At 45.2% G+C, this 21495-nt stretch carries 19 protein-coding genes; 7 read left to right on the top strand and 12 right to left on the bottom strand.

The window, feature by feature from the left end; translation table 11 throughout:
- Nucleotides 1-44 precede the first annotated feature (44 nt).
- Nucleotides 45-260: a 30S ribosomal protein S21 gene (gene rpsU / locus OE749_RS01375; RefSeq protein ID WP_263710547.1), complete on the bottom strand. Its 216-nt coding sequence runs from the start codon at nucleotides 258-260 to the stop codon at nucleotides 45-47.
- A 185-nt stretch (nucleotides 261-445) separates the two neighbouring features.
- On the opposite strand from rpsU, the gene tsaD reads away from it, so the two are divergent.
- Nucleotides 446-1459 carry a tRNA (adenosine(37)-N6)-threonylcarbamoyltransferase complex transferase subunit TsaD gene (tsaD, locus tag OE749_RS01370; protein ID WP_263710546.1) on the top strand — a complete coding sequence of 338 codons (1014 nt, stop codon included), beginning with the start codon at nucleotides 446-448 and terminating at the stop codon, nucleotides 1457-1459.
- Nucleotides 1460-1485: 26 nt separating this feature from the next.
- Here tsaD and plsY read toward each other — a convergent pair whose 3' ends face one another.
- The gene (gene plsY, locus OE749_RS01365) at nucleotides 1486-2094 is read right to left on the bottom strand and encodes a glycerol-3-phosphate 1-O-acyltransferase PlsY (RefSeq protein ID WP_263710545.1); all 609 of its coding nucleotides are present in this window, start codon (nucleotides 2092-2094) and stop codon (nucleotides 1486-1488) included.
- A 221-nt stretch (nucleotides 2095-2315) separates the two neighbouring features.
- Between plsY and folB the strand changes: the two genes are divergently transcribed.
- From folB to OE749_RS01345, 4 genes are all read left to right on the top strand, one after another.
- A complete protein-coding gene (gene folB, locus OE749_RS01360) occupies nucleotides 2316-2666 on the top strand; it encodes a dihydroneopterin aldolase (protein WP_263710544.1) in 351 nt (116 codons plus the stop codon).
- Between the two features lie 5 nt (nucleotides 2667-2671).
- Nucleotides 2672-3172, top strand: a complete 501-nt coding sequence (folK, locus tag OE749_RS01355) for a 2-amino-4-hydroxy-6-hydroxymethyldihydropteridine diphosphokinase (protein ID WP_263710543.1) — start codon at nucleotides 2672-2674, stop codon at nucleotides 3170-3172.
- Complete coding sequence (locus OE749_RS01350) at nucleotides 3169-3969, top strand: undecaprenyl-diphosphate phosphatase (protein WP_263710542.1); 801 nt, start codon at nucleotides 3169-3171, stop codon at nucleotides 3967-3969. Before folK ends, OE749_RS01350 begins: the two co-directional genes overlap by 4 nt.
- Before the next feature lie 64 nt (nucleotides 3970-4033).
- Complete coding sequence (locus OE749_RS01345; RefSeq protein ID WP_263710541.1) at nucleotides 4034-4399, top strand: histidine triad nucleotide-binding protein; 366 nt, start codon at nucleotides 4034-4036, stop codon at nucleotides 4397-4399.
- A 143-nt stretch (nucleotides 4400-4542) separates the two neighbouring features.
- Here the strand turns inward: OE749_RS01345 and leuD are convergent, their stop codons facing one another.
- The 10 genes from leuD to mutS form a co-directional block, all read right to left on the bottom strand.
- Nucleotides 4543-5154 carry a 3-isopropylmalate dehydratase small subunit gene (leuD, locus tag OE749_RS01340; RefSeq protein ID WP_263710540.1) on the bottom strand — a complete coding sequence of 204 codons (612 nt, stop codon included), beginning with the start codon at nucleotides 5152-5154 and terminating at the stop codon, nucleotides 4543-4545.
- A gap of 9 nt (nucleotides 5155-5163) precedes the next feature.
- Nucleotides 5164-6567 (bottom strand): 3-isopropylmalate dehydratase large subunit, encoded by a 1404-nt coding sequence (gene leuC, locus OE749_RS01335; RefSeq protein WP_263710539.1) that lies wholly within the window; start codon nucleotides 6565-6567, stop codon nucleotides 5164-5166.
- A 5-nt stretch (nucleotides 6568-6572) separates the two neighbouring features.
- Nucleotides 6573-7670, bottom strand: a complete 1098-nt coding sequence (gene leuB, locus OE749_RS01330) for a 3-isopropylmalate dehydrogenase (RefSeq protein WP_263710538.1) — start codon at nucleotides 7668-7670, stop codon at nucleotides 6573-6575.
- Nucleotides 7671-7696: 26 nt separating this feature from the next.
- The gene (gene leuA / locus OE749_RS01325) at nucleotides 7697-9256 is read right to left on the bottom strand and encodes a 2-isopropylmalate synthase (RefSeq protein WP_263710537.1); all 1560 of its coding nucleotides are present in this window, start codon (nucleotides 9254-9256) and stop codon (nucleotides 7697-7699) included.
- A 406-nt stretch (nucleotides 9257-9662) separates the two neighbouring features.
- Nucleotides 9663-10478 (bottom strand): hypothetical protein, encoded by an 816-nt coding sequence (locus tag OE749_RS01320; RefSeq protein WP_263710535.1) that lies wholly within the window; start codon nucleotides 10476-10478, stop codon nucleotides 9663-9665.
- Between the two features lie 141 nt (nucleotides 10479-10619).
- Nucleotides 10620-11255, bottom strand: coding sequence for a hypothetical protein (locus tag OE749_RS01315; RefSeq protein WP_263710534.1), 636 nt, complete (start codon nucleotides 11253-11255; stop codon nucleotides 10620-10622).
- Between the two features lie 91 nt (nucleotides 11256-11346).
- A complete protein-coding gene (eno, locus tag OE749_RS01310; protein WP_263710533.1) occupies nucleotides 11347-12636 on the bottom strand; it encodes a phosphopyruvate hydratase in 1290 nt (429 codons plus the stop codon).
- Between the two features lie 65 nt (nucleotides 12637-12701).
- Nucleotides 12702-14333, bottom strand: a complete 1632-nt coding sequence (locus OE749_RS01305; RefSeq protein ID WP_263710532.1) for a CTP synthase — start codon at nucleotides 14331-14333, stop codon at nucleotides 12702-12704.
- 128 nt (nucleotides 14334-14461) lie between these two features.
- Nucleotides 14462-16378 carry a sensor histidine kinase gene (locus OE749_RS01300; RefSeq protein WP_263710531.1) on the bottom strand — a complete coding sequence of 639 codons (1917 nt, stop codon included), beginning with the start codon at nucleotides 16376-16378 and terminating at the stop codon, nucleotides 14462-14464.
- A 263-nt stretch (nucleotides 16379-16641) separates the two neighbouring features.
- On the bottom strand, nucleotides 16642-19245 hold the full coding sequence (mutS, locus tag OE749_RS01295; RefSeq protein ID WP_263710530.1) for a DNA mismatch repair protein MutS: 2604 nt from the start codon (nucleotides 19243-19245) through the stop codon (nucleotides 16642-16644).
- Nucleotides 19246-19522: 277 nt separating this feature from the next.
- Here mutS and OE749_RS01290 point away from each other — a divergent pair, with 277 nt between their 5' ends.
- The gene (locus OE749_RS01290; RefSeq protein ID WP_263710529.1) at nucleotides 19523-20014 is read left to right on the top strand and encodes a CinA family protein; all 492 of its coding nucleotides are present in this window, start codon (nucleotides 19523-19525) and stop codon (nucleotides 20012-20014) included.
- A gap of 201 nt (nucleotides 20015-20215) precedes the next feature.
- Nucleotides 20216-21253, top strand: coding sequence for a recombinase RecA (gene recA, locus OE749_RS01285; RefSeq protein ID WP_263710528.1), 1038 nt, complete (start codon nucleotides 20216-20218; stop codon nucleotides 21251-21253).
- The last annotated feature ends 242 nt before the right edge of the window (nucleotides 21254-21495 follow it).

Raw genomic sequence — 21495 nt, 5'->3', positions numbered from 1 at the left:
GGCCTAAACCAAGTAGCACCGCATGACGGTGCTACAGGGCGAGATTAGTACAATTTGATGCGACGAGCGTTTTCGCGAGCCAACTTCTTCAAGTGACGCTTTTTAGCAGCCGCTTTCTTGCGCTTACGTTCCCAAGTAGGCTTTTCGAAGAACTCACGACGACGAACTTCAGAAAGGATACCTGCTTTTTCACATGAACGCTTGAAGCGACGTAGAGCTACGTCAAATGGTTCGTTTTCTCTTACTTTAACGATTGGCATTAAAATCTCACCTCAAAATAAATTTGTTTTCTACCAGCTCAAAAAATAACCGGTGCGGTTAAAAATGGTGCGGAATTTTAATCATATCTGACAGCAAAGTAAAGCCCAGACTACGAATAATTGGCGAAATCCTGATTGAAACGGTAAACTTCCCGTCAATTTTCTAAGGTCAAGAAGGCACATCAATGCGTGTATTAGGTATCGAAACGTCCTGTGATGAAACAGGTGTAGCGATTATTGATGATGAGTTAGGGCTACTATCTCATGAATTATACAGTCAGGTAAAGTTGCATGCGGATTATGGCGGCGTAGTCCCAGAGCTAGCATCACGTGATCATGTAAGAAAATTAGTGCCGCTGATTCAAAAGGCAATGAAAGACGCGAATTGTACAAAGGATGATATTGACGGTATCGCGTTTACACAAGGCCCCGGTTTAGTCGGCGCGCTTCTTGTGGGATCTTCGGTGGCTCGCAGTTTGGCATTCGCGTGGAACAAACCTGCTATTGGCGTACATCACATGGAGGGGCACTTGCTTGCACCAATGCTAGACGATCCTAAACCCGCTTTTCCCTTTGTGGCGCTTTTGGTGTCTGGTGGTCATTCAATGATGGTTAAGGTAGAAGGTATTGGTGAATACGAGGTGCTAGGCGAGTCGGTTGACGATGCCGCTGGTGAAGCCTTCGATAAAACCGCCAAATTACTCGGATTGGACTATCCGGGTGGGCCGTTATTGGCAAAGTTGGCTGATTCGGGCGAACCAGGGCACTATTCTTTTCCGCGACCTATGACAGATCGCCCTGGTTTAGATTTTAGTTTCAGTGGGCTTAAAACCTTTGCTGCCAATACTATTCGTGACGCCGGTGATGATGACGCGGCGCGAGCAAACATTGCGTATGCGTTTCAGGAAGCCGTTGTAGATACGCTGTCGATAAAGTGTCGTCGCGCGCTCAAAGAAACGGGCTTGAAGCGATTAGTTATTGCTGGCGGAGTGAGCGCCAACAGAATGCTGAGAGAACAGCTCGCTGTTTTAATGGACAAAATTGGCGGGGAAGTGTTTTATCCTCAGCTTGCATTTTGCACGGATAACGGCGCAATGATTGCCTATGCTGGCCTTCAGCGCTTAAAAGCAGGTCAAACATCGCCCTTGTCAGCGCAGGCTAAACCACGTTGGCCTTTAGACGAACTGCCGCCTCTGTAAACAGAGAACTGGTTTTCGTACGCGAACTATTCAGGTTTCGGAAGGCGGCGCTTTTTAGCGACTTTGCCTTCCTGTCCTTTGATTAAACGCACAATGTTATCTTTATGTCGCAAGATAATCAGAGCAGATAGCATCGCTACAGGAATGGTATATGCAGGTTTAATCCAGAATGTAAACAGGGGGGCCAGTGACACTGCAACAATGGCGCCCAATGATGAATAGCCAGTTAAGTAGACGACAAATCCCCAAGACACAATGAGCAGTCCTGCTAATCCTAAGCCTATAGGAAGCATGGCACCAAAGGCGGTAGCAACGGCTTTTCCTCCTTTGAAGCCAAAAAATAAGGGGAAAATATGCCCTAAGCACGCCGCAACGGCAATAAGGCCTAAGTAAAACGCTTCAATACCCAGAAAGTAACTGCCCCAGACAGGAATGGTGCCTTTGAGGATATCAAACACCAGTACCATGATTGCGGGAATTTTTCCCCCTAGCCTGTACACGTTGGTCGCGCCAGGATTTGATGAGCCATGTTCTCTTGGGTCTGGAAGTTTGAATAGACGACAGATCAGAATGGCACTGGAAATCGACCCAATGAGATAAGCGCTGACGAGCAGCAAAATTGTCAGTGCAGTCATAGCGTTGCCTTAAGAACAGAAAAGACGTATCGCCTCAATTAAATGAAGATATCCTAATCGGTTGATGAGAAAACAACAACCCGAACCAGTTGTTTTATGTGCAAAAAAGGTACTACCTCTATTTCTATTACGTCGTTTTGCTAAATTGGTTTTTGTGTTGCTCTAGCCACCTGCTGAAAAATTAGCGACAATACAGGCTTTGTTAATTCGCGGGCTAAAAAATGGATAAAATAATAATACAGGGGCTAAAAATTAATGCCTTAATCGGCGTGTACGATTGGGAGCGGGAGTCTAAACAGCCACTGTTAGTCGACATTGTTATGCAGCTCGATTTATCTAAAGCGGCCCAATCGGATGATGTCAACGATACCGTTGATTACGCCAAGGCGGCCGAGTTGTTAGAGAAGGTAGCACTTGATAGCGATTTTCAACTATTGGAAGCTCTTGCAGGAAAGCTTATCGATACGCTTATGGCAACCTATCCACTGTTAAATGTCACCCTTACATTAACCAAGCCCAATATTCTGGATAACGCCCAAAAAGTGGCGGTTCAAATGACCCGAGAAGCCTGAGTCTGATGCATCAAATATATATTAGTGTTGGCAGTAATGTTGATAGGGAAACTAACACCCGAAATGGCGTGAGGGCGCTATTGTCCGAATTTGAAAACGTTGAAGTGTCAACTGTTTACGAAAGCGAAGCGGTCGGATTCAACGGCAATCCATTTTACAATTTGGTGGTAAAGGCGGCGACTGACAAATCTTTAGAAGAGGTAGAAGCGACCTTGAAAGGGATTGAGTCTGAGAATGGGCGTCAGCGAGGCGAGAAAAAGTTTGCTCCTCGTACACTCGATTTAGATCTTTTATTCTACGACCGTGTCGTATGCGATGCGCCTGTTCAATTGCCGCGTGATGAGATTTGCACCAATGCGTTTGTGCTATTACCCCTTAGCGAATTAGCACCAGAAATGATTCATCCTGTTACCGATACCCGCTTAAGTGATATGTGGAAGCACTATCACAATCCGAAGCAAAAGTTATGGGCGATTGATTTTAACTGGAGTGACACACTGCCATGAGTATTGTTGAAATCATTATTCTTGCCCTAATTCAAGGGTTGTCAGAGTTTCTACCAATATCCAGTTCTGCTCACCTTATTTTGCCGTCTGTGTTGCTTGGTTGGACAAATCAAGGTTTGGCCTTTGATGTCGCTGTACACGTAGGCAGTTTATTGGCTGTGGTGATTTACTTTCGTGAAGATATTGGGCGCATGTTAGTTGCCTGGCTGTCGCACGGTTTTACTAAACAGCAAACTGATGACAGCAAATTAGCCTGGTGGGTCATATTGGCGACAATCCCTGCTATTGTTATGGGGTTTTTGTTTAAGTCTTATATTGAGGTTTATGCACGCTCGGCACTGGTTATTGCCTGCACTACCATCGGGTTTGGTTTATTGCTTTGGTATGCCGATGCAACAGCAAAACTACGTAAGAATGTATATGAAATTACGTGGAAGTCTGCCTTAATTATTGGTTTAGCCCAAGTACTAGCGATGATTCCGGGTACATCAAGAAGTGGCATTACCATGACTGCTGGATTGATGTTAGGGTTAAACCGTGAGAGTGCAGCGCGATTTTCATTTTTATTGTCGATTCCTGTTATTTTAGGGGCGGGGGTGCTGATTACCTATGACCTCGTGCAATCTCCCACAGACGTCGATTGGAATGTGCTTATTTACGGTGCGGTCTTAAGTTTTTTTAGTGCATATTTGTGTATTTATTTGTTCCTCAATTGGATTTCGCGTATTGGCATGTTGCCGTTTGTGATTTACAGACTGTTACTTGGCGCGATAATTTTGGGCATTATCTATTGGTGAGTCAGCGTAAATACGCTTGGAAGCCCAATTGATTAATTGGGCGTTTTACACGAGGGAATAACGTATGAGTGACACGATTTTTAGTAAGATTATTGCAAAGGAAATCCCCGCAGAAATTATCTATGAAGATGATATCGCGCTGGCGTTTAATGACATTAATCCACAAGCACCCACGCATTTTTTGGTGATACCTAAAAAACCGATAGCGACGATTAATGATATTCAAGAAAATGACCGTGAAATCGTCGGGCACCTATATTGGGTGGCGGCAAAAATCGCAAACGAGTTAGGGTTTGCAGAGCAGGGCTATCGTGCTGTGATGAACTGCAACGAATTTGGTGGACAAACGGTTTATCATATTCATTTGCATGTTTTGGCTGGCAAACCTTTAGGGTGGCCGCCTTATCAAGAACGCTTAAAAATCGAGTAATGTATCGGTCAAATTATTCAGCATCGTTTTAAATGGTGTGAGAACAGAAAGCGAGCTCACATCAACAACTCAATATGCGTCCGCCTCTTTGAAAACATACATTGAAGAGGCGGTGTAAATAGACTTTCATCGGACGTGAAGCCCTAGTTTTGTTGCTGTAGCCAAGACGGTTGACAATCTTCAAATTGTTCTATTTTTTCAAGTTTTTCTAGCGTTAATCCAATCGCATCTAACCCATTTATTAAGTTGTGCTTATGATGGGCTTCAATCTCAAAATCATAGGTATTTCCGTTACACACAACGGTTTGTGTTGGTAGGTCTACCGTTATAGATATCAATGGATCGTCTGACACGAGTGAAAATAGGCTATCTATGTCTTGTTCGTTTAATTGAATAGGTAGTAGTTGGTTATTAATGCAATTCCCGTAAAAAATATCAGCAAAGCTGGTAGCAATAATAACTTTAAAACCATAATCACCTAGTGCCCAAGGGGCATGCTCACGGCTTGAACCACAGCCAAAGTTTTCTCTGCTTAATAAAATACTTGCCTGTTGATGCTCCGGTTTATTAAGCACAAAGTCAGGGTTGGGTTCTTTCTCGTACAAGTCCAAATAACGCCAATCATGAAATAAGTGTTTCCCAAACCCCACTCGACTGACGGCAGTTAGGAACTGTTTTGGAATGATTTGATCGGTGTCGACGTTTGCTTGGTCTAGAGGAACCGCCGTACCTGAATGTGAAGATATACCTGTCATAGCGTCTCCTTATTGTTGAGGTAAATTACGAATATCGACAAAGTGACCATGCAAAGCTGCGGCCGCCGCCATAGCGGGGCTGACCAAGTGCGTGCGCGCGCCGCGGCCTTGTCGTCCTTCGAAGTTGCGGTTGCTAGTGGAAGCGCAACGATCACCTGCTTTTAGTAAATCGTCGTTCATACCTAGGCACATTGAACAACCTGGCAAACGCCATTCAAACCCTGCTTGCTTAAAGACTTCATCAAGCTTTTCTGCTTCAGCTTGCTGTTTTACGCTGACTGAGCCAGGCACGACAATAGCTTTTACCGAGGGGGCTACTTTACCTCGCTTTACTACATCTGCTGCAGCACGTAAATCCTCAATGCGACTATTGGTGCATGAACCAATAAATACATGGCTTACGGCAATGTCAGATAAACGTTGGCCTGCGGTTAATCCCATGTAGGTTAGCGCTTTTTGTGCGGCTTCTTTTTCAACATGATCTACAAAGTCGGCAGGAGCGGGAATGGGGGTATTAATATCAATCACCTGACCGGGATTGGTTCCCCAAGTCACTTGTGGGCCAATCTCTTCCGCTGGCAACGTCACTTCAACATCAAATGTAGCATCGGCGTCAGAATGCAATGTATGCCAGTAGGCAAGCGCCGCATCCCAACTCTCGCCTTTAGGGGCATAATCACGACCTTGAATATAGTCAAAGGTGATATTATCTGGTGCGATTAATCCAGCTTTTGCACCCGCCTCGATGCTCATATTGCAAATGGTCATGCGCGCTTCCATCGACAGAGCACGAATGGCTTCACCGGCATACTCGATAACGTGCCCTGTTGCGCCCGCGTGGCCGATTTTGCCGATAATTGCAAGCACAATGTCTTTGGCGGTTATTCCAGCAGCAAGTGTACCGTCTATGGTTACGCGCATACTTTTTGCTTTAGTTTGCTTCAGTGTTTGTGTCGCAAATACATGTTCTACCTGAGAGGTACCGATGCCGAACGCCAAGGCCCCAAACGCACCATGGGTTGCTGTATGAGAGTCGCCGCATACAACCGTCATGCCAGGTAAAATTAGGCCAAGTTCAGGACCGATGACGTGAACAATGCCTTGTTTACTGTGACCAACGGGAAACAAAGCAATGCCATGTTTTTCACAGTTATTCATCAGGGTTTGCAGTTGTCGTTTATTATCTGGTCCGCATGCGTCAATCGCCAAAGATCGCGTCGAAATACTGTGATCCATGGTGGCAAAGGTTTTGTCGGGACGCCTTACATTACGCTGTTTGTCGTCTAATCCTGCAAAGGCTTGGGGGGAAGTCACTTCATGTATTAAGTGACGATCAATATACAAAAGGCTGTCTTCACCGATTTGATCGACAATATGCGATGCCCAGATTTTGTCATATAAGGTTTGAGCCATGGTGGTTATTCCTTACTCATAATGGCGTTTACGATAAAGTTACCTACATCTTGAGTAGAGTGAGCAAGATGGCGCTGTTCAAATGGCAGTAGTTCGGCGGTCAATATGCCTTCGTTCAGTGCCGCACTTACGGCATCGTCAATGGCATCTGCTGCTTCATGTTCTTGAAGGCTATATCGAAGCATCATGCTTGCCGATAATATTTGTGCGATAGGGTTAGCAATACCTTTGCCCGCGATGTCGGGGGCCGACCCCCCTGCGGGCTCGTAAAGACCAAACCCTGCTGCGTTCAAACTGGCTGAAGGTAGGAGCCCCATAGAGCCTGTGATCATGGCGCACTCGTCGGAGATGATGTCACCAAACATATTTGAGCAAAGCATGACATCGAATGCCTGTGGTACTTTCAATAGTTGCATTGTGGCGTTGTCGATATACATATGCTCTAGCGTAACGTCGGGGTAGCGCAGTGCGACTTTTTCTACGACCTCTCGCCATAATCGGCTGCACATCAGTACGTTGGCTTTATCGACTGACGTCACTTTTTTGTCTCGTAGTCTTGCAGCTTCAAACGCTTGGGTTGCGATTCGCTCAATCTCGCCATAGCTGTATCGCATGGTGTCATAGGCAACCTGCGATTCGCCTTCGCCATCGATACCTTTGGGTTGACCAAAGTAGATCCCGCTGGTGAGTTCACGCATAACCAAAACATCAAAGCCTGATGCGGCGATGTCAGCGCGAAGAGGAGACAGATGCTCAAGCCCCGGATAAATCTTGGCTGGGCGAAGGTTATTGAACAAGTCAAAGTGGCTTCGTAATGCAAGTAATGCCGCTCTTTCAGGGCGTTGCTCCAACGGCAAAGAGTCCCATTTGGGCCCGCCTATGGAGCCAAATAAAATGGCATCGGCTTGTTCGCACCCTTTGAGCGTCGCTTGCGGAAGCGCATGACCGTGTTTGTCTATCGCGCACCCGCCGACATCAAATTGATTGAGGGTAATTGAAAAACCTGATTTTTGACTGATTGCCTCTAACACGTTTAGGGCTTCATGCATAACTTCTGGGCCGATGCCGTCTCCGGCTAATACAGCGATAGCGTGTTGGCGCATAATGGTTATTCCTTCCTTTTTATTTTTTACACACCAGCAACATGCTGCTGTTGACGTTTTTGTTGATCGATCTGATCGGCGGTATATGTATTGTTAAGTACGTAAACAAGCGCTTTCACGCCAGCCTCAACAATGTCGGTGGCCAAGCCGATTCCGTTGAATCGACGTGTTTTGTACTCTGCGACGACACTCACTTGAGCGAGTGCATCTGCACCTTCACCTTTTGAATCTAATTTAAAATCGACGATCTGTAGATCATCGTGCCCTAGCACTTTGATAATGGCGTTGAAGGCGGCATCTACTGGGCCGTTACCGACAGAAGATTCCGTAACTTCGTGTTCACCTACGCGCATTTTTACGGTAGCGCTGGGAATGATCTCGCGTCCTGAATTGGCGTGCAGGTACATGAGTTGGTAGTGTGCTTGTTGATGTTTCTGTTGGTCAAAAAATAACAAGGCTTCTAAATCATAATCGAATACTTGCCCTTTTTTGTCCGCCAGTTTTAAAAATGCATCGTAAACGGCTTCTAAATCAAAATCATGCTCCTGATAACCTAGTTCGTGTAAACGATGCTTAATGACATGGCGGCCTGAACGTGAGGTGAGGTTCAGGTTGTTTTTGTTGATGCCGACACTTTCAGGTGTCATGATTTCGTATGTGTTCTGGGCTTTTAAAACGCCATCCTGATGAATACCTGATGAGTGGCTAAATGCATTGGCGCCGACAATGGCTTTGTTGGCCTGCACAGGCATATTGCAAAGTTGGCTAACCAATTTAGACGTGCGATGAATTTCTTGCGAGCGAATGCGGGTTTGTAAACCCAACATGTGTTGACGGGTTTGTAATATCATCGCGATTTCTTCTAATGAGCAGTTGCCTGCGCGCTCACCAATACCGTTAATGGTACACTCTACCTGACGTGCTCCCTGTTCTACAGCGGCCAGTGAATTGGCTACAGCGAGTCCTAAATCATTGTGGCAATGAACTGAAATCACCGCATTATCAATATTTGGGACGCGGTTGAATAACTGCTGAATGATGCCTCCGAACTCTGTGGGGGTGGTGTAACCCACCGTATCAGGAATATTGACGGTTGTTGCGCCAGCGCGAATCGCGGCTTCTACCATTCGGCATAAATAATCTATGTGTGTTCTGCCTGCGTCTTCACATGAAAACTCAACATCATCAGTGTACCTCCGCGCGTGCTTTACTGCCTTAACAGCCATTTCAACCACTTCGTCATGAGATTTACGTAATTTTGCATCAACGTGGATATCGGACGTGGCAATGAATGTATGGATTCGAAATCGTTCGGCTACCTTTAGCGCTTCTCCGCAGGCGTCAATGTCTTGGGGTAAAGCTCTTGCGAGACCTGCTACGGTGGCCGTTTTTACGTTTTGGGCGATACTCTGGACTGATTGGAAATCACCAGGCGATGAGACCGGAAAACCGGCTTCGATAATGTCTACCCCTAACCGTTCCAGCGCTAAAGCAATCTGGAGTTTTTCTTTCGCTGTTAAACTGGCAGGGAGTGCCTGCTCACCATCACGTAATGTGGTGTCGAAAATCTTAACCTGATTGCTCATAGTGTTGTCCTTCAATGTGACGTTGCCGTTGGCCTAAAACGAAAAAACCCGTGCTTTTGCACGGGTTTTTGCTGAATGTGGTCGTTTTTTATTTACAACCTACCCGTGCAGTCTTGCTGCCATGAGGAGTAGGGTAATAAGGAGTAACGACTTCATGTTCATATCAATATAACGTATCTGTGTTTGCTGCTTTTAGTTTGTCGCGCTTGGTAACTCATTCAGTGCATAAAATGTTCTTCTGCATTCATTAAAGCGCGATTTACTTTTAAACGTCAATAAAAGTTAACAAGTTTTTTAATAGTTAATCGGTATATGCTTATACTTTTTTTACTCAAGTGACACGTTTGATTTACGCTTATCTTTTTTATATTCAATTGCTAATCAGCAATGCACCTAGCACCAGACGTTAGTTGTTTAGCCTTTCACAAGCGGGGTATTCTTTTAGCGCTTGTGATGCTACCTGGCCTAAAAAATCTTGAACGTCTGGACTCACATCTATGGTTTCATCTGGCGTTAGCAGGTCTGCTGGATATTGACTGATAGTTTCAGTGATAACCAATGCTGCGAGCAAAGATCCCGTAAGATTTGCATGGTTGCCATCAGGCGCATGAAGCGTTAAATCAGGGCGTATAGATGAGGCGATATCCCATGCCATGCCAACAGGTGAAACACAAGCCGGAGCTTGATCCGCAATACTACTGTAGAGTTGATGTAAATATTCGCCTTCCCATCCGCGTCCCCATTGTCGCCATTCTGGAAAGAATACCGCCATTCCACCTTGTTCGGTGATTTTGTCCACCCATGCTTTGGCAGCGTCTGTCGGGTAATCAACTGATTGACTTTGAGAGTAGCGCTGTGCTTGCAGCGTAACGTGAGTCCATTGGCGAGACTCAAATTTTCGAAGCGTCGTAGATTCATCTAAATGTTGATAGAGAAATGCAATGGTAGGCGCGTAGTCAACTAAGATGCGTTTGTCTGGGAGTGCTTGTTTCATCAGCTTCCCTACCATCAAAGGCAATCCATTTGCGGTAGTGTGGCTATTTCCAATCATTAATAATGCCACATCTTTGTCTATTGGTTCTGCGGAAGCAATGTTGTCTGAAGGCGGTGTAGTAGGCGAAGTTTGCTGAGAACGAGAGGAATCGGTTGAATTGCCACTTCCGCATCCATAAAGCGTTACAGCAGATATTAAACCCAAAATAAGCAGGTTCACATAACGCATACGACCTCCTGTTTGCATGTGGTGTTTTTAGATATTTTTATTCTAACAATGCAAATTAACTATTTGTTTTAACTGTTTTAATTTTCATGATTACAGCACAAGCAAAAGTACAAGGCAATCATTACTTATGTCCTAAAATCGTCAACGAAATGTCTTCCAATTGATGGTGCTAGACAATAACAATTCACGCAGTGTGAGGGGACGAGGTTGTGCACGCCCTTTGTGATTCCATACATGACCACAACATGCAGCGACCATAGTAGATTTAGTTGGGTGCAACACACGCTTGAGTGTAGACGCGGATTCATTTGCAGGTTGCCCATTGAAATGGAACCAGCGAAATTTATTGCAATGCAAGCGGCTTTGATGCTGATCAATTCTGTCTATAGAGTCTAACTCAATGTGCTCTACGCCATTGTTATTAACATACACCGGCACAGCGATACCCATACTGGCGTGTTTAATAAACCAGCTCTCTGTTTTAGCGGCATCCCAATCAGAGGCGGGGCATTTAGCTACTTGTTTGGCTTGCCAGCTGGCATTGTGAATATCAACGTTAATGGGGGCGTTTGCGTTGAGAAGATGATCTGCGGTGCGTTTTACATGCTTAGACAAGTTTGTCAGTTTGTGTTGAAGTGTAGGTACTTGCGATTCAGAAAGGTGTGCAAGGGCAAGCAACTCTCGTTCATACAGAGCGTTACACAACTGTGAATACGCCAGCTGTTGCTTGTCTTGAGAGAAGATATCAATTTGTTTTGAATCACTGCTCTTTGCCACGTTGATGGCCCACCAAATAAAAACGGGAAACACTATGGTAACCAAGGATCACCAATGCTGTCTCCCGTTATTTTAGCGTTTTTAAGCCAGATTACTGACCTTTTACTTCCTTGCGGCCATTAAATGCAACTTGTTGTAGTTCTTCTTCGATACGAAGTAACTGGTTGTACTTAGCAACGCGATCAGAGCGACAAAGTGAACCCGTTTTAATTTGGCCTGCGGCTGTACCCACTGCTAAATCAGCAATAGTCGCATCTTCCGTTTCACCACTACGGTGAGAAATAACGGCCGTGTAGCCTGCATCTTTTGCCATTTTTATCGCGTCCAACGTTTCAGTTAGTGAACCGATTTGGTTGAACTTGATAAGAATGGAGTTTCCAACGCCTTGCTCAATCCCGCGCTTTAATATTTTAGTGTTGGTGACAAACAAATCGTCACCTACTAATTGAACTTTGTCGCCAGCAATCTTTGTAAGATAAGACCAACCTTCCCAGTCACTTTCATCTAATCCATCTTCGATAGAAATAATCGGGTATTTTTCAGACAGCGTTTTTAGGTAGTCACTGAAGCCCTCTGAATTGAAGACTTTGCCTTCGCCTTTCAGATTGTATTGTCCGTCTTCATAAAATTCAGATGCCGCACAATCAAGCGCCAGTGTGATGTCTTTATTCATTTCGTAGCCTGCTTTTTCAACCGCTTCGACAATCACGGTAAGCGCTTCTTCGTTAGAACTCAGATTCGGCGCAAATCCGCCTTCGTCACCCACTGCGGTGTTTAGGCCTTTGGCACTTAGCACTTTTTTAAGCTGGTGGAAGATTTCAGCGCCCATGCGCAGCGCTTCTTTGAAGCTTGGTGCGCCTACGGGTTGAATCATAAACTCTTGAATATCAACGTTGTTGTCAGCGTGTTCACCCCCGTTAAGGATGTTCATCATGGGCAGCGGCATAGAGAATTCACCTGCAGTGCCATTCAGCTCAGCAATGTGCTTGTAAAGCGGAATGCCTTTTTCCATTGCGGCCGCTTTTGCTGTTGCCAAAGACACAGCCAAAATCGCGTTAGCCCCCAGTTTTTCTTTGTTTTCTGTTCCATCAAGTTCTAGCATAATGCTATCGATTGCTTGCTGGTTAGTGGCATCTTGCCCTTTTAGCGCTTGCTGAATGTCTTGATTGACTGCAGACACCGCTTTTAAAACGCCTTTACCAAGATAACGTGCTTTGTCACCATCGCGCAGTTCCAAGGCTTCACGAGAACCGGTTGACGCACCTGAAGGCGCACATGCACGTCCCCATGCACCTGACTCTAAATATACGTCTGCTTCTACCGTGGGGTTCCCACGCGAATCCATGACCTCACGGCCAATGATCTTGCTGATTTTTGCCATATTTGTTGCCTTAAAAGTAAATCGTTCTTCCGTAAAGTTGGCCCGCGAATGAGCCAACATTCCAATTAATTATTTTCTTTGTGATAATCACCCGCAGCTTTAACAAAGCCTTCAAATAATGGGTGACCATCGCGTGGTGTAGAGTTAAATTCAGGGTGAAATTGCCCGGCAATAAACCAAGGGTGATCTTTCAGCTCAATCACTTCAACTAGTCGTTTATCTGTAGACAAGCCAGACACAATCAATCCTGCATTTTCGATTTGTTCTCGCAGGTTGTTGTTCACTTCGTAACGGTGGCGATGACGTTCATAAATTTCGTCAGAGCCATAAAGCGCATGCACTTTACTTCCCGGAATAAGGTGACAAAGCTGGCTGCCTAAGCGCATAGTACCACCTAAATCAGAGCTTTCATCTCTGACCTCTGTAGAGCCTGCCGCGTCTAGCCATTCTGTGATTAAGCCAACAACGGGGTAGGGGGTATCTGCATCAAATTCTGTGCTGTTAGCATTTTCCATACCGGCAACATTTCGCGCAAACTCAATCAACGCTACTTGCATGCCTAAGCAAATGCCAAGATAAGGCACGTTATTTTCACGCGCGTATTTTGCTGCTGCTACTTTACCTTCTACGCCACGCTCGCCAAATCCACCCGGAACAAGAATGGCGTCAAGCCCGTGAAGTACGGTTTCTCCCTTGCTTTCGATGTCTTGTGAGTCAACATAGCGAATATTTACGGTTAAGCGATTTTTCAGTCCCGCATGTTTGAGGGCTTCATTAACCGATTTGTACGCGTCAGGCAATTCAACGTATTTGCCCACCATCCCAATAGTGACTTCGCCCGTTGGGTTCGATTCTGCGTAAAGCACTTGTTCCCACTCGGTTAAGTCAGCTTCAGGACATTCTAGTCTGAATCGGTTGACTACCAGCTCATCAAGGCCTTGTGCTTTTAAGGCGGCAGGAATGCGATAAATGCTATCTACATCTTTTAGACCAATAACCGCTTTGTCTGGAACATTAGTAAACAATGCAATTTTCGAACGCTCATTCGACGGCAATGCACTTTCTGAACGGCAGACCAGAATGTCTGGCTGAATGCCGATAGAACGCAGCTCTTTTACTGAGTGCTGAGTGGGCTTGGTTTTAACTTCGCCAGATGCCGCCATGTAAGGCACTAAGGTAAGGTGCATAAACATGGAGCGGTCACGACCTAGCTCTGTGCCCAGTTGTCGAATGGCTTCTAAGAACGGTTGCGACTCAATGTCACCTACGGTTCCACCAATTTCTACTATGGCGACATCAGCCCCTTCTGCACCATCAATAACACGACGCTTGATTTCGTTGGTGATATGCGGGATCACCTGAATGGTTGCACCAAGGTAATCTCCTCGGCGTTCACGTCGTAATACTTCTTCGTATACGCGTCCGGTTGTGAAGTTATTGCGCTTTGTCATACGAGTGCGAATAAATCGCTCGTAGTGACCTAAGTCAAGATCGGTTTCAGCGCCGTCGTCTGTTACAAATACTTCCCCGTGTTGAATCGGGCTCATCGTTCCCGGATCAACGTTAATGTAAGGGTCGAGCTTCAACATGGTAACGTTAAGACCTCGTGCTTCCAAAATGGCAGCGAGAGAGGCCGCAGCAATACCTTTTCCAAGTGATGAAACAACACCACCTGTGACGAAAATATAATTTGTCATGCGTAACCTAAGGCGTAGAAGTTGTCGGAAAAAACGCGTTTTGAAATGCGTTTTATGATATCAAGATGGGAGATCAGTATAAGTGAAAGCGTCGCCAATGTCACTCATAAAGAATGTAAAAAATGTGGCTAAGCGGTGGTACCGTTTACGTCTTCCTCTTTTAATGAGGGCAGTATTAACACGAAACGCGCGCCTTGAATCATGGGTTCAACATAAATACGGCCTTTAAGAATTTGTGTGGTCCATTGGTGTACCAGATGCATGCCAAGTCCCGTGTTTCCTTCGCCACGCTTTGTGGTAACGAAGGGGTCAAAGATGTTTTCTTTTATGTCTTGTGAGATACCTACACCATCGTCAGACACGGTAATATGTACAAGCCCCCGCTCTTTTTTAGCCGCTATCTGGAGCTTGCCTTTTTGGCCATCTGGGAAAGCGTGATGCAGCGCATTTTCTACTAAGTTCTGTAGTATCTGAGATAAAATGCCTGGGTACGTTTTCAGAGTGGTGGCTTCATCGCATTGAATTGCTATTTTTACGCTATTTAATTCAAAATGAGGATACATCATAACGATCAAGTCATTGATAATAGTATGGATGTGAATGTCCTCCAACGTCATGGAGGTACGATCAAGTGCCAAACGTTTAAAACTTTGAATCATATCTGCGCTTTTGTATAGATTACGCATGGTTGAGTCTAGTGCATCTTCACTGAGCGAGAGGAAATCGTCCAGTGCGCTTTTGGTAACACCTTTTTTTAGACGTTCAGCTAAGCTGTCATACCTGTCCTGCAATGTAGACACGCTCATCATAGCGCTTCCAATTGGCGTATTTAATTCATGCGCAATGCCAGCCACCATCATTCCTAACGAGGACAGCTTACGAGTTTCTACCAATTCATCTTGAAGAGAGCGTTGATGCTTGAGGGTTTTCTCTAGTTCACGGTTACTTTTTACCAATTGGCGTTTTTCATCGCGTAGTTCTTCATTTAGCGCCAATTGCCGAATTTCTTCTTTCACCAACTTATGTTGTGACCAGATGCCATAAACCAATACAAGCATGGTTGGAAAGGCAACCAATAAAAACGTATTTTTAAAGAGTGAGGCTAATTGTTCTTCTGTGGTTGAAGAAAGTACAAACAAATTTTGTTCAAGCTCGCCATTGATATTGTTGAGTTCGGTTTTAAGAGACAATATTTGCCAGAGTTTTCCATATGCTTGGACGATACTTCCAGAGTGTTTTGTGTTGACAAACTGCCACAGGTCAGGCACGTCTCGGATAGCGTTAGCATCTGTTTCGCTGAGTTGACTCCCCCATTCTTTTGACTTATCAGGGTGCTTTAGCCAATAACCATCACGGGCCGTTAAATAAAGTAATGCGCTCGTACTGTAGGCTTTTCGCATTATATTGTTGAGTTGGAAATTAGCCACTAAGTAGCCAGGAAGTAAGCCGTGGTGACCAGTATAAATGACCCCTCGCATAGTCACCCTATGTGGACGTTCAATTTTTCCGTATTCCACATTCAAGTCAATCGCAGAGTGATAGACTTCTCCCTCGTTCAGTTTTTTTGCTGCTTGCATGTAATCTCTGTGCCCTTTATTGACAAGTGCATCGTTTGCTAAACGGGTAATTTTTCCAGAGGTTTCCTTGATAACTTTTAACTTTTCGTTGCCCGCTTCATCAAGCCATCTAAGTTGGTAAAGGGTGGGATTGCGTGCCAGATGATTTGCAAAGACGTTAGCCAGCTCTTCGCCATCAAACTGCTCTCCTTTTCGAATTAGGTTGTAGTAGGATATTTCTGAGTAAAGTTGCTGAGTAAAATCCGTATTCGCGCCAATCTGTCGGTTTAAATCGGCGGTAAATTCGTTAGCGGCGCGCTGTACTTGGTTGGACAAGGTTTCTTTACGAATCTCAAATAAAGAATAGAATGCAAATACGCCAGCAATGAACGTCAATGAACACACCAATAATAAACGGCTCGCCATCCGTCGTGAATATGTTGAGCGAAGAAACCTCTTACACAGATAAGACTGATATTGTTTTACCATAATGTTGTTCTTAACATTACCCTATCGCTTTTGTTTGCACTTTAGCTGATAACCTTTATAGCGAGTTTAGTGCATTCTCGGAGCGGCTTATTGGTGTTTTATATGTCGTAAACAGATGACATTGAGCTCCTAAATATAGTAGGCAATTAAACGGCGTTTCGGATCACTTTACGTGTTGAGAATGTGCAGGTGTGCTGAGAGTATGGACGTTAATTGAAGTAACCTGCCACGGGTATTTAGCTTCATGGCAGGTTGTAATCGCGTCAGTTAAGTAATGCTTTCAGTTGATACAGTGCATCGAGAGCCTCTCTGGGAGATAGAGAGTCTGGGTCGATGTTTGCCAATGTGTGCTCTACTTCCGACTCTATGGGAAGTAAAGAGGGTTGTACGTTTTCCGCGGCTTGATTGTTTTGAGTTGCTGAATCGGATGCATTCACAATATTGTGGGCCTCTAATTCCATTAGCTTGCGTTTTGCTGCATTGATAACAGGCTTAGGCACGCCCGCGAGTTGTGCGACTTGCAGTCCATAACTTCGGTCAGCTGCACCCTCTTGAACGGCATGCATAAAGCGAATGCTGTCATTATGCTCAACGGCGTCTAAATGCACATTGGCAAGTTGAGGGTACTGCTCGGTGAGTTGAGTCAGTTCGAAATAGTGGGTTGCAAACAAGGTGAAGGCACTGAGTTTAGTGGTTAGGTATTCCGCGCTTGCCCACGCTAGAGACAAGCCATCGTAGGTACTGGTTCCACGACCGATTTCATCCATCAGTACTAAACTGTTTGCCGTTGCATTGTTTAATATATTGGCCGTTTCTGTCATTTCTACCATAAACGTGGAGCGGCCTGAGGCAAGATCGTCTGACGCACCAATACGCGTAAATATTCTGTCTATAGGACCAATTTGAGCATGGTCGGCAGGTACAAAGCTGCCAATGCAAGCCATCAATACGATCAGTGCGGTTTGTCGCATATAAGTCGATTTACCGCCCATATTGGGACCAGTAATGATAAGCATGCGGCGATGTTGGTCCATCGTTAGGGGGTTGGCAATAAACGGCGAATCAGACACGACTTCTACCACAGGGTGTCTGCCATGTTCGTATTGAATACCGACAGACTGGGTTAACTCAGGGCGGGAGTAATTTAGGGTTTCAGCCCGTTCGGCTAAGTTAGTTAACACGTCAAGCTCCGCCAAGGCATGGGCGCTTTGCATCAGTGCTGACAAATGTGGGAGTATTTCGTCAAACAGTGCATCGTATAGGCGCTTTTCAAGTGCCAGCGCGCGACTTTGGCTCGTAAGCACATTATCTTCGTGTTCTTTCAGTTCGGGAATAATGTAGCGCTCATTATTTTTAAGGGTTTGACGCCTGACATAATCGGCGGGAACCTGATCAGAATAACTGCGGCTTACCTCAATGTAATAGCCATGCACTTTGTTATAGGCGACTTTCAAAGTAGGAATACCTGTGCGTTCTTTTTCTCGCAGCTCCAGCGCTTCAAGGTAATCGGTTGCGCCTTTCGACAGCGCCCGTAATTCATCAAGTTCTGCGTCATAACCTGAGGCGATAACGCCGCCGTCTCGGATTAATACGGGAGGATTTTCAATAATCGCTTTTTCGAGTAATTCACGCAAAGCAGGAAAGTCGGAGATATCTTGGCTAAGCATTGTTAGCGGATGTGAGTCCGATGAGTTTACTACGCTCAATGTCTCAGAAATAAACGACTGAATATCGGGCAATTGTTGAAAAGCCTGGCGCAACCGTGAGAAATCCCTAGGTCTTGCACTTCTTAATGCCAGCCTGGCAAGCACACGCTCTATATCGCCGACGTGCTTTAATAAAGATTGAAGCGCTGTATAGTCTTGTTCTTGAATGCATTCAATCGTATCTTGTCGTCCTATTAGCATCGCGGTGTTTGTGAGTGGCCGATGAATCCAACGTTGTAATAAACGGCTGCCCATGGCGGTAGAGGTATTGTCTAATACGGCACTTAACGTGTGCTCGTGGCCGCCTGACAAATTTTGCGTGAGCTCAAGGTTTTTGCGCGTTGCGGCGTCCATTAACACACTATCTTGGTTATTTTCTAACTGAATACTGCGAATGTGGGGAAGGGCACCACGTTGCGTGTCTTTAACATACTGAATAACGCAGCCTGCTGCACATAACCCAAGGTGAGCATCTTGCACACCAAATCCATTCAATTCTTTTGTACCAAATTGCTGGTTGAGTTGCTGTGTGGCCGTTTGAAAATCGAACTCCCAAATAGGGCGGCGGCGTAACCCCTTGTATGGTTCAATAACCTGCATCGCCGCAAAATCTTCTGGGTAGAGTAATTCTGCGGGACGAGTGCGTTGTAGTTCGGCGTTTAAGGCTGCGTGATCGGCTAGCTCGCAAATAGCGAAACGGCCGCTACTAATGTCGATGGTTGCAAACCCAAACTTTTCATCTTGTGAATAAACTGCGGCCAGTAAATTATCGCGTTTATCTTCAAGTAGCGCTTCATCGGTAACCGTGCCGGGAGTAACAATTCGCTGAACGGCTCGTTCAACGGGGCCTTTGCTGGTGGCGGGATCGCCAACTTGCTCGCAAATGGCAACTGATTCTCCCATTTTAACCAGACGTGCTAAATATCCCTCTACGGCATGATAGGGTACGCCCGCCATGGGAATGGCATTCCCGCCAGATTTTCCTCGTGCCGTGAGTGAGATATCAAGTAATGAAGCGGCTTTTTTGGCGTCATCAAAGAATAATTCGTAGAAATCTCCCATACGATAAAACAAGAGAATGTCTGGGTGCTCTGCCTTGATTTTAAGGTATTGCTGCATCATAGGCGTGTGGTTTTGGACATCAGTCGGTAGGGTACTCATGTTAACGTTACTTTCTCTTATTTCGTTAAATGGAAGAGGGGTGAGCGCGCTATTACCCCAGACACAACGCATATTTCTGGAGGCGCTACACGAAAGCCAGCGATTTTAACGTAAATTTTAATGTGAGCGAATAGGGAAAAATAAATAAACGATCGGGAAAAGATACCGAGAAAACTCGACTGCCATTTTTTCCTAAGCCAAGGTAACCTAGAGGCCGTTAATTCATCGCAGATGATTGGTTTTTCCGTTTTCCACAACTGAGTAAGGACGAGAGAGAATGACGCAGCTTGAAATGCTTTCTGAACGCCTAGGGCAGGTTTTGCTTACGAGAGAATGGACAGTCACTACTGCCGAATCCTGCACGGGAGGTGGCATCGGCGCTGCCATTACTGATACTGCTGGAAGTTCTGCGTGGTTTGAACAAGGGTTTATTACATACAGTAATGAGGCAAAAATACAGGCACTTGGCGTGTCTGATAACACCCTATCGGAACACGGGGCCGTGTCGGAACAAACGGTATTAGAAATGGCAAAAGGTGCTGCATGTAGTGCAAAAGCAAAGTGTGCCGTTTCTGTGAGCGGAATAGCTGGCCCAGGAGGGGCAACATCAGGAAAACCCGTCGGCACAGTGTGGTTCGGTTTTTACGTAAATGGTCAGCTTAGTGCATCACACAGGGTTTTTTCTGGAAATCGACAAGCTGTTCGTAATCAGGCGGTAGAATTTGCTTTGACGAGCTTGATAGAGATCTTAGATAATATGCCTGACTAGCACGATCGTTAGAAAAAGATCGAAACAGTACTTGTAACTGTATGGTTATACAGTATACTCTTCCACATTAAATGAATGACACTACATATTCTTAAGTACCCAGTGTTTCACATGTTGTATTTCTACATGAGTATTAATGAACCACTGGTTAGTGAATGTCATATTCATACGTTTTAACTCGTTTTATTTGAAGGTACACCGATGGATGATAATAAATCACGTGCGTTATCTGCCGCATTAGGTCAAATTGAAAAGCAATTTGGTAAAGGTTCAATTATGCGCCTTGGTGATAACCAAGCAATGGATATTGAAGCTATTTCTACCGGCTCGCTGAGCATTGATATTGCGCTAGGTATAGGTGGTTTACCAACGGGGCGTATTGTTGAAATTTACGGTCCGGAATCATCGGGTAAAACGACGTTAACGTTACAAGTCATCGCACAAGCTCAAAAGCAAGGTAAAACGTGTGCGTTCGTAGATGCTGAGCATGCTCTTGATCCTGTTTATGCAGAAAAACTTGGCGTGAACATTGATGAGCTATTGGTTTCGCAGCCTGACACTGGTGAGCAAGCGCTAGAAATCTGCGACATGTTGGTTCGCTCTGGTGCTGTTGATGTTGTTATTGTTGACTCGGTGGCGGCTCTTACACCTAAAGCTGAAATTGAAGGTGAAATGGGTGACTCGCACGTGGGTTTACAAGCACGTCTAATGTCGCAAGCCTTGCGTAAATTGACTGCGAATATTAAGCGTTCAAATACGCTGTGTATATTCATCAACCAAATTCGTATGAAGATTGGTGTTATGTTTGGTAACCCTGAAACCACTACTGGCGGTAATGCACTTAAGTTCTATGCGTCTGTACGTTTAGATATTCGTCGTATTGGTGCTATTAAAGAAGGTGATGAAGTCGTAGGTAACGAAACCCGCGTGAAGGTGGTGAAAAACAAAGTTGCACCACCATTTAAGCAAGCCGAGTTCCAGATTATGTATGGCGAAGGCATCTCTAAAGAAGCGGAGCTTATTGATTTGGGCGTGAAACAAAAACTGGTGGAAAAAGCCGGTGCGTGGTACAGCTACAACGGTAACCGAATTGGTCAGGGTAAAGCGAATGTTGTTCGCTATCTTAAAGAGAACCCTGAAATGGCCGCTGATATCGAAACTAAATTACGTGCAGAATTGCTGCTATCTAAAACGGTTCAACCGGAAGATGGTGTGCTAGAAGAAGCACCAAGCGAATAAGCGGTGGCTTGACGTCTTGATTTAACTCATCATGAAAACTCAAATGAGAGCGCCCTATCAGGGCGCTCTTTGTATGTGTAACGATAATAGGTGCAAGTGATGCTTGCACTTTTTGGTAAGGTAGTCAGGAAAAGCGTTATTGTCGATCTTTGCATTATGTGTATTCAACTGTCTGTGAGCTAACAGTTTCAGGATGACATGCTTGTGGCATCATTAAATTAAAGTGCGTTGAAACGATTAGT

The sequence above is a fragment of the Fluctibacter corallii genome (assembly GCF_025751585.1).
GTDB classification, from domain to species: domain Bacteria; phylum Pseudomonadota; class Gammaproteobacteria; order Enterobacterales; family Alteromonadaceae; genus Fluctibacter_A; species Fluctibacter_A corallii.
The sequence above is the reverse complement of the archived record's forward strand: the minus strand, read 5'-3'. Positions and strand labels throughout refer to the sequence as shown.

Excerpts from the sequence above, each read along its gene's own strand:
- recA (WP_263710528.1), top strand. The coding sequence starts at position 20,216 with ATGGATGATAATAAATCACGTGCGTTATCTGCCGCATTAGGTCAAATT.
- folK (WP_263710543.1), top strand. The coding sequence starts at position 2,672 with ATGCATCAAATATATATTAGTGTTGGCAGTAATGTTGATAGGGAAACT.
- rpsU (WP_263710547.1), bottom strand. The coding sequence starts at position 260 with ATGCCAATCGTTAAAGTAAGAGAAAACGAACCATTTGACGTAGCTCTA.
- OE749_RS01320 (WP_263710535.1), bottom strand. The coding sequence starts at position 10,478 with ATGCGTTATGTGAACCTGCTTATTTTGGGTTTAATATCTGCTGTAACG.
- eno (WP_263710533.1), bottom strand. The coding sequence starts at position 12,636 with ATGGCAAAAATCAGCAAGATCATTGGCCGTGAGGTCATGGATTCGCGT.
- leuC (WP_263710539.1), bottom strand. The coding sequence starts at position 6,567 with ATGGCTCAAACCTTATATGACAAAATCTGGGCATCGCATATTGTCGAT.
- leuA (WP_263710537.1), bottom strand. The coding sequence starts at position 9,256 with ATGAGCAATCAGGTTAAGATTTTCGACACCACATTACGTGATGGTGAG.
- leuD (WP_263710540.1), bottom strand. The coding sequence starts at position 5,154 with ATGACAGGTATATCTTCACATTCAGGTACGGCGGTTCCTCTAGACCAA.
- folB (WP_263710544.1), top strand. The coding sequence starts at position 2,316 with ATGGATAAAATAATAATACAGGGGCTAAAAATTAATGCCTTAATCGGC.
- plsY (WP_263710545.1), bottom strand. The coding sequence starts at position 2,094 with ATGACTGCACTGACAATTTTGCTGCTCGTCAGCGCTTATCTCATTGGG.
- OE749_RS01305 (WP_263710532.1), bottom strand. The coding sequence starts at position 14,333 with ATGACAAATTATATTTTCGTCACAGGTGGTGTTGTTTCATCACTTGGA.
- mutS (WP_263710530.1), bottom strand. The coding sequence starts at position 19,245 with ATGAGTACCCTACCGACTGATGTCCAAAACCACACGCCTATGATGCAG.
- OE749_RS01345 (WP_263710541.1), top strand. The coding sequence starts at position 4,034 with ATGAGTGACACGATTTTTAGTAAGATTATTGCAAAGGAAATCCCCGCA.
- leuB (WP_263710538.1), bottom strand. The coding sequence starts at position 7,670 with ATGCGCCAACACGCTATCGCTGTATTAGCCGGAGACGGCATCGGCCCA.
- OE749_RS01290 (WP_263710529.1), top strand. The coding sequence starts at position 19,523 with ATGACGCAGCTTGAAATGCTTTCTGAACGCCTAGGGCAGGTTTTGCTT.
- OE749_RS01350 (WP_263710542.1), top strand. The coding sequence starts at position 3,169 with ATGAGTATTGTTGAAATCATTATTCTTGCCCTAATTCAAGGGTTGTCA.
- tsaD (WP_263710546.1), top strand. The coding sequence starts at position 446 with ATGCGTGTATTAGGTATCGAAACGTCCTGTGATGAAACAGGTGTAGCG.
- OE749_RS01300 (WP_263710531.1), bottom strand. The coding sequence starts at position 16,378 with ATGGTAAAACAATATCAGTCTTATCTGTGTAAGAGGTTTCTTCGCTCA.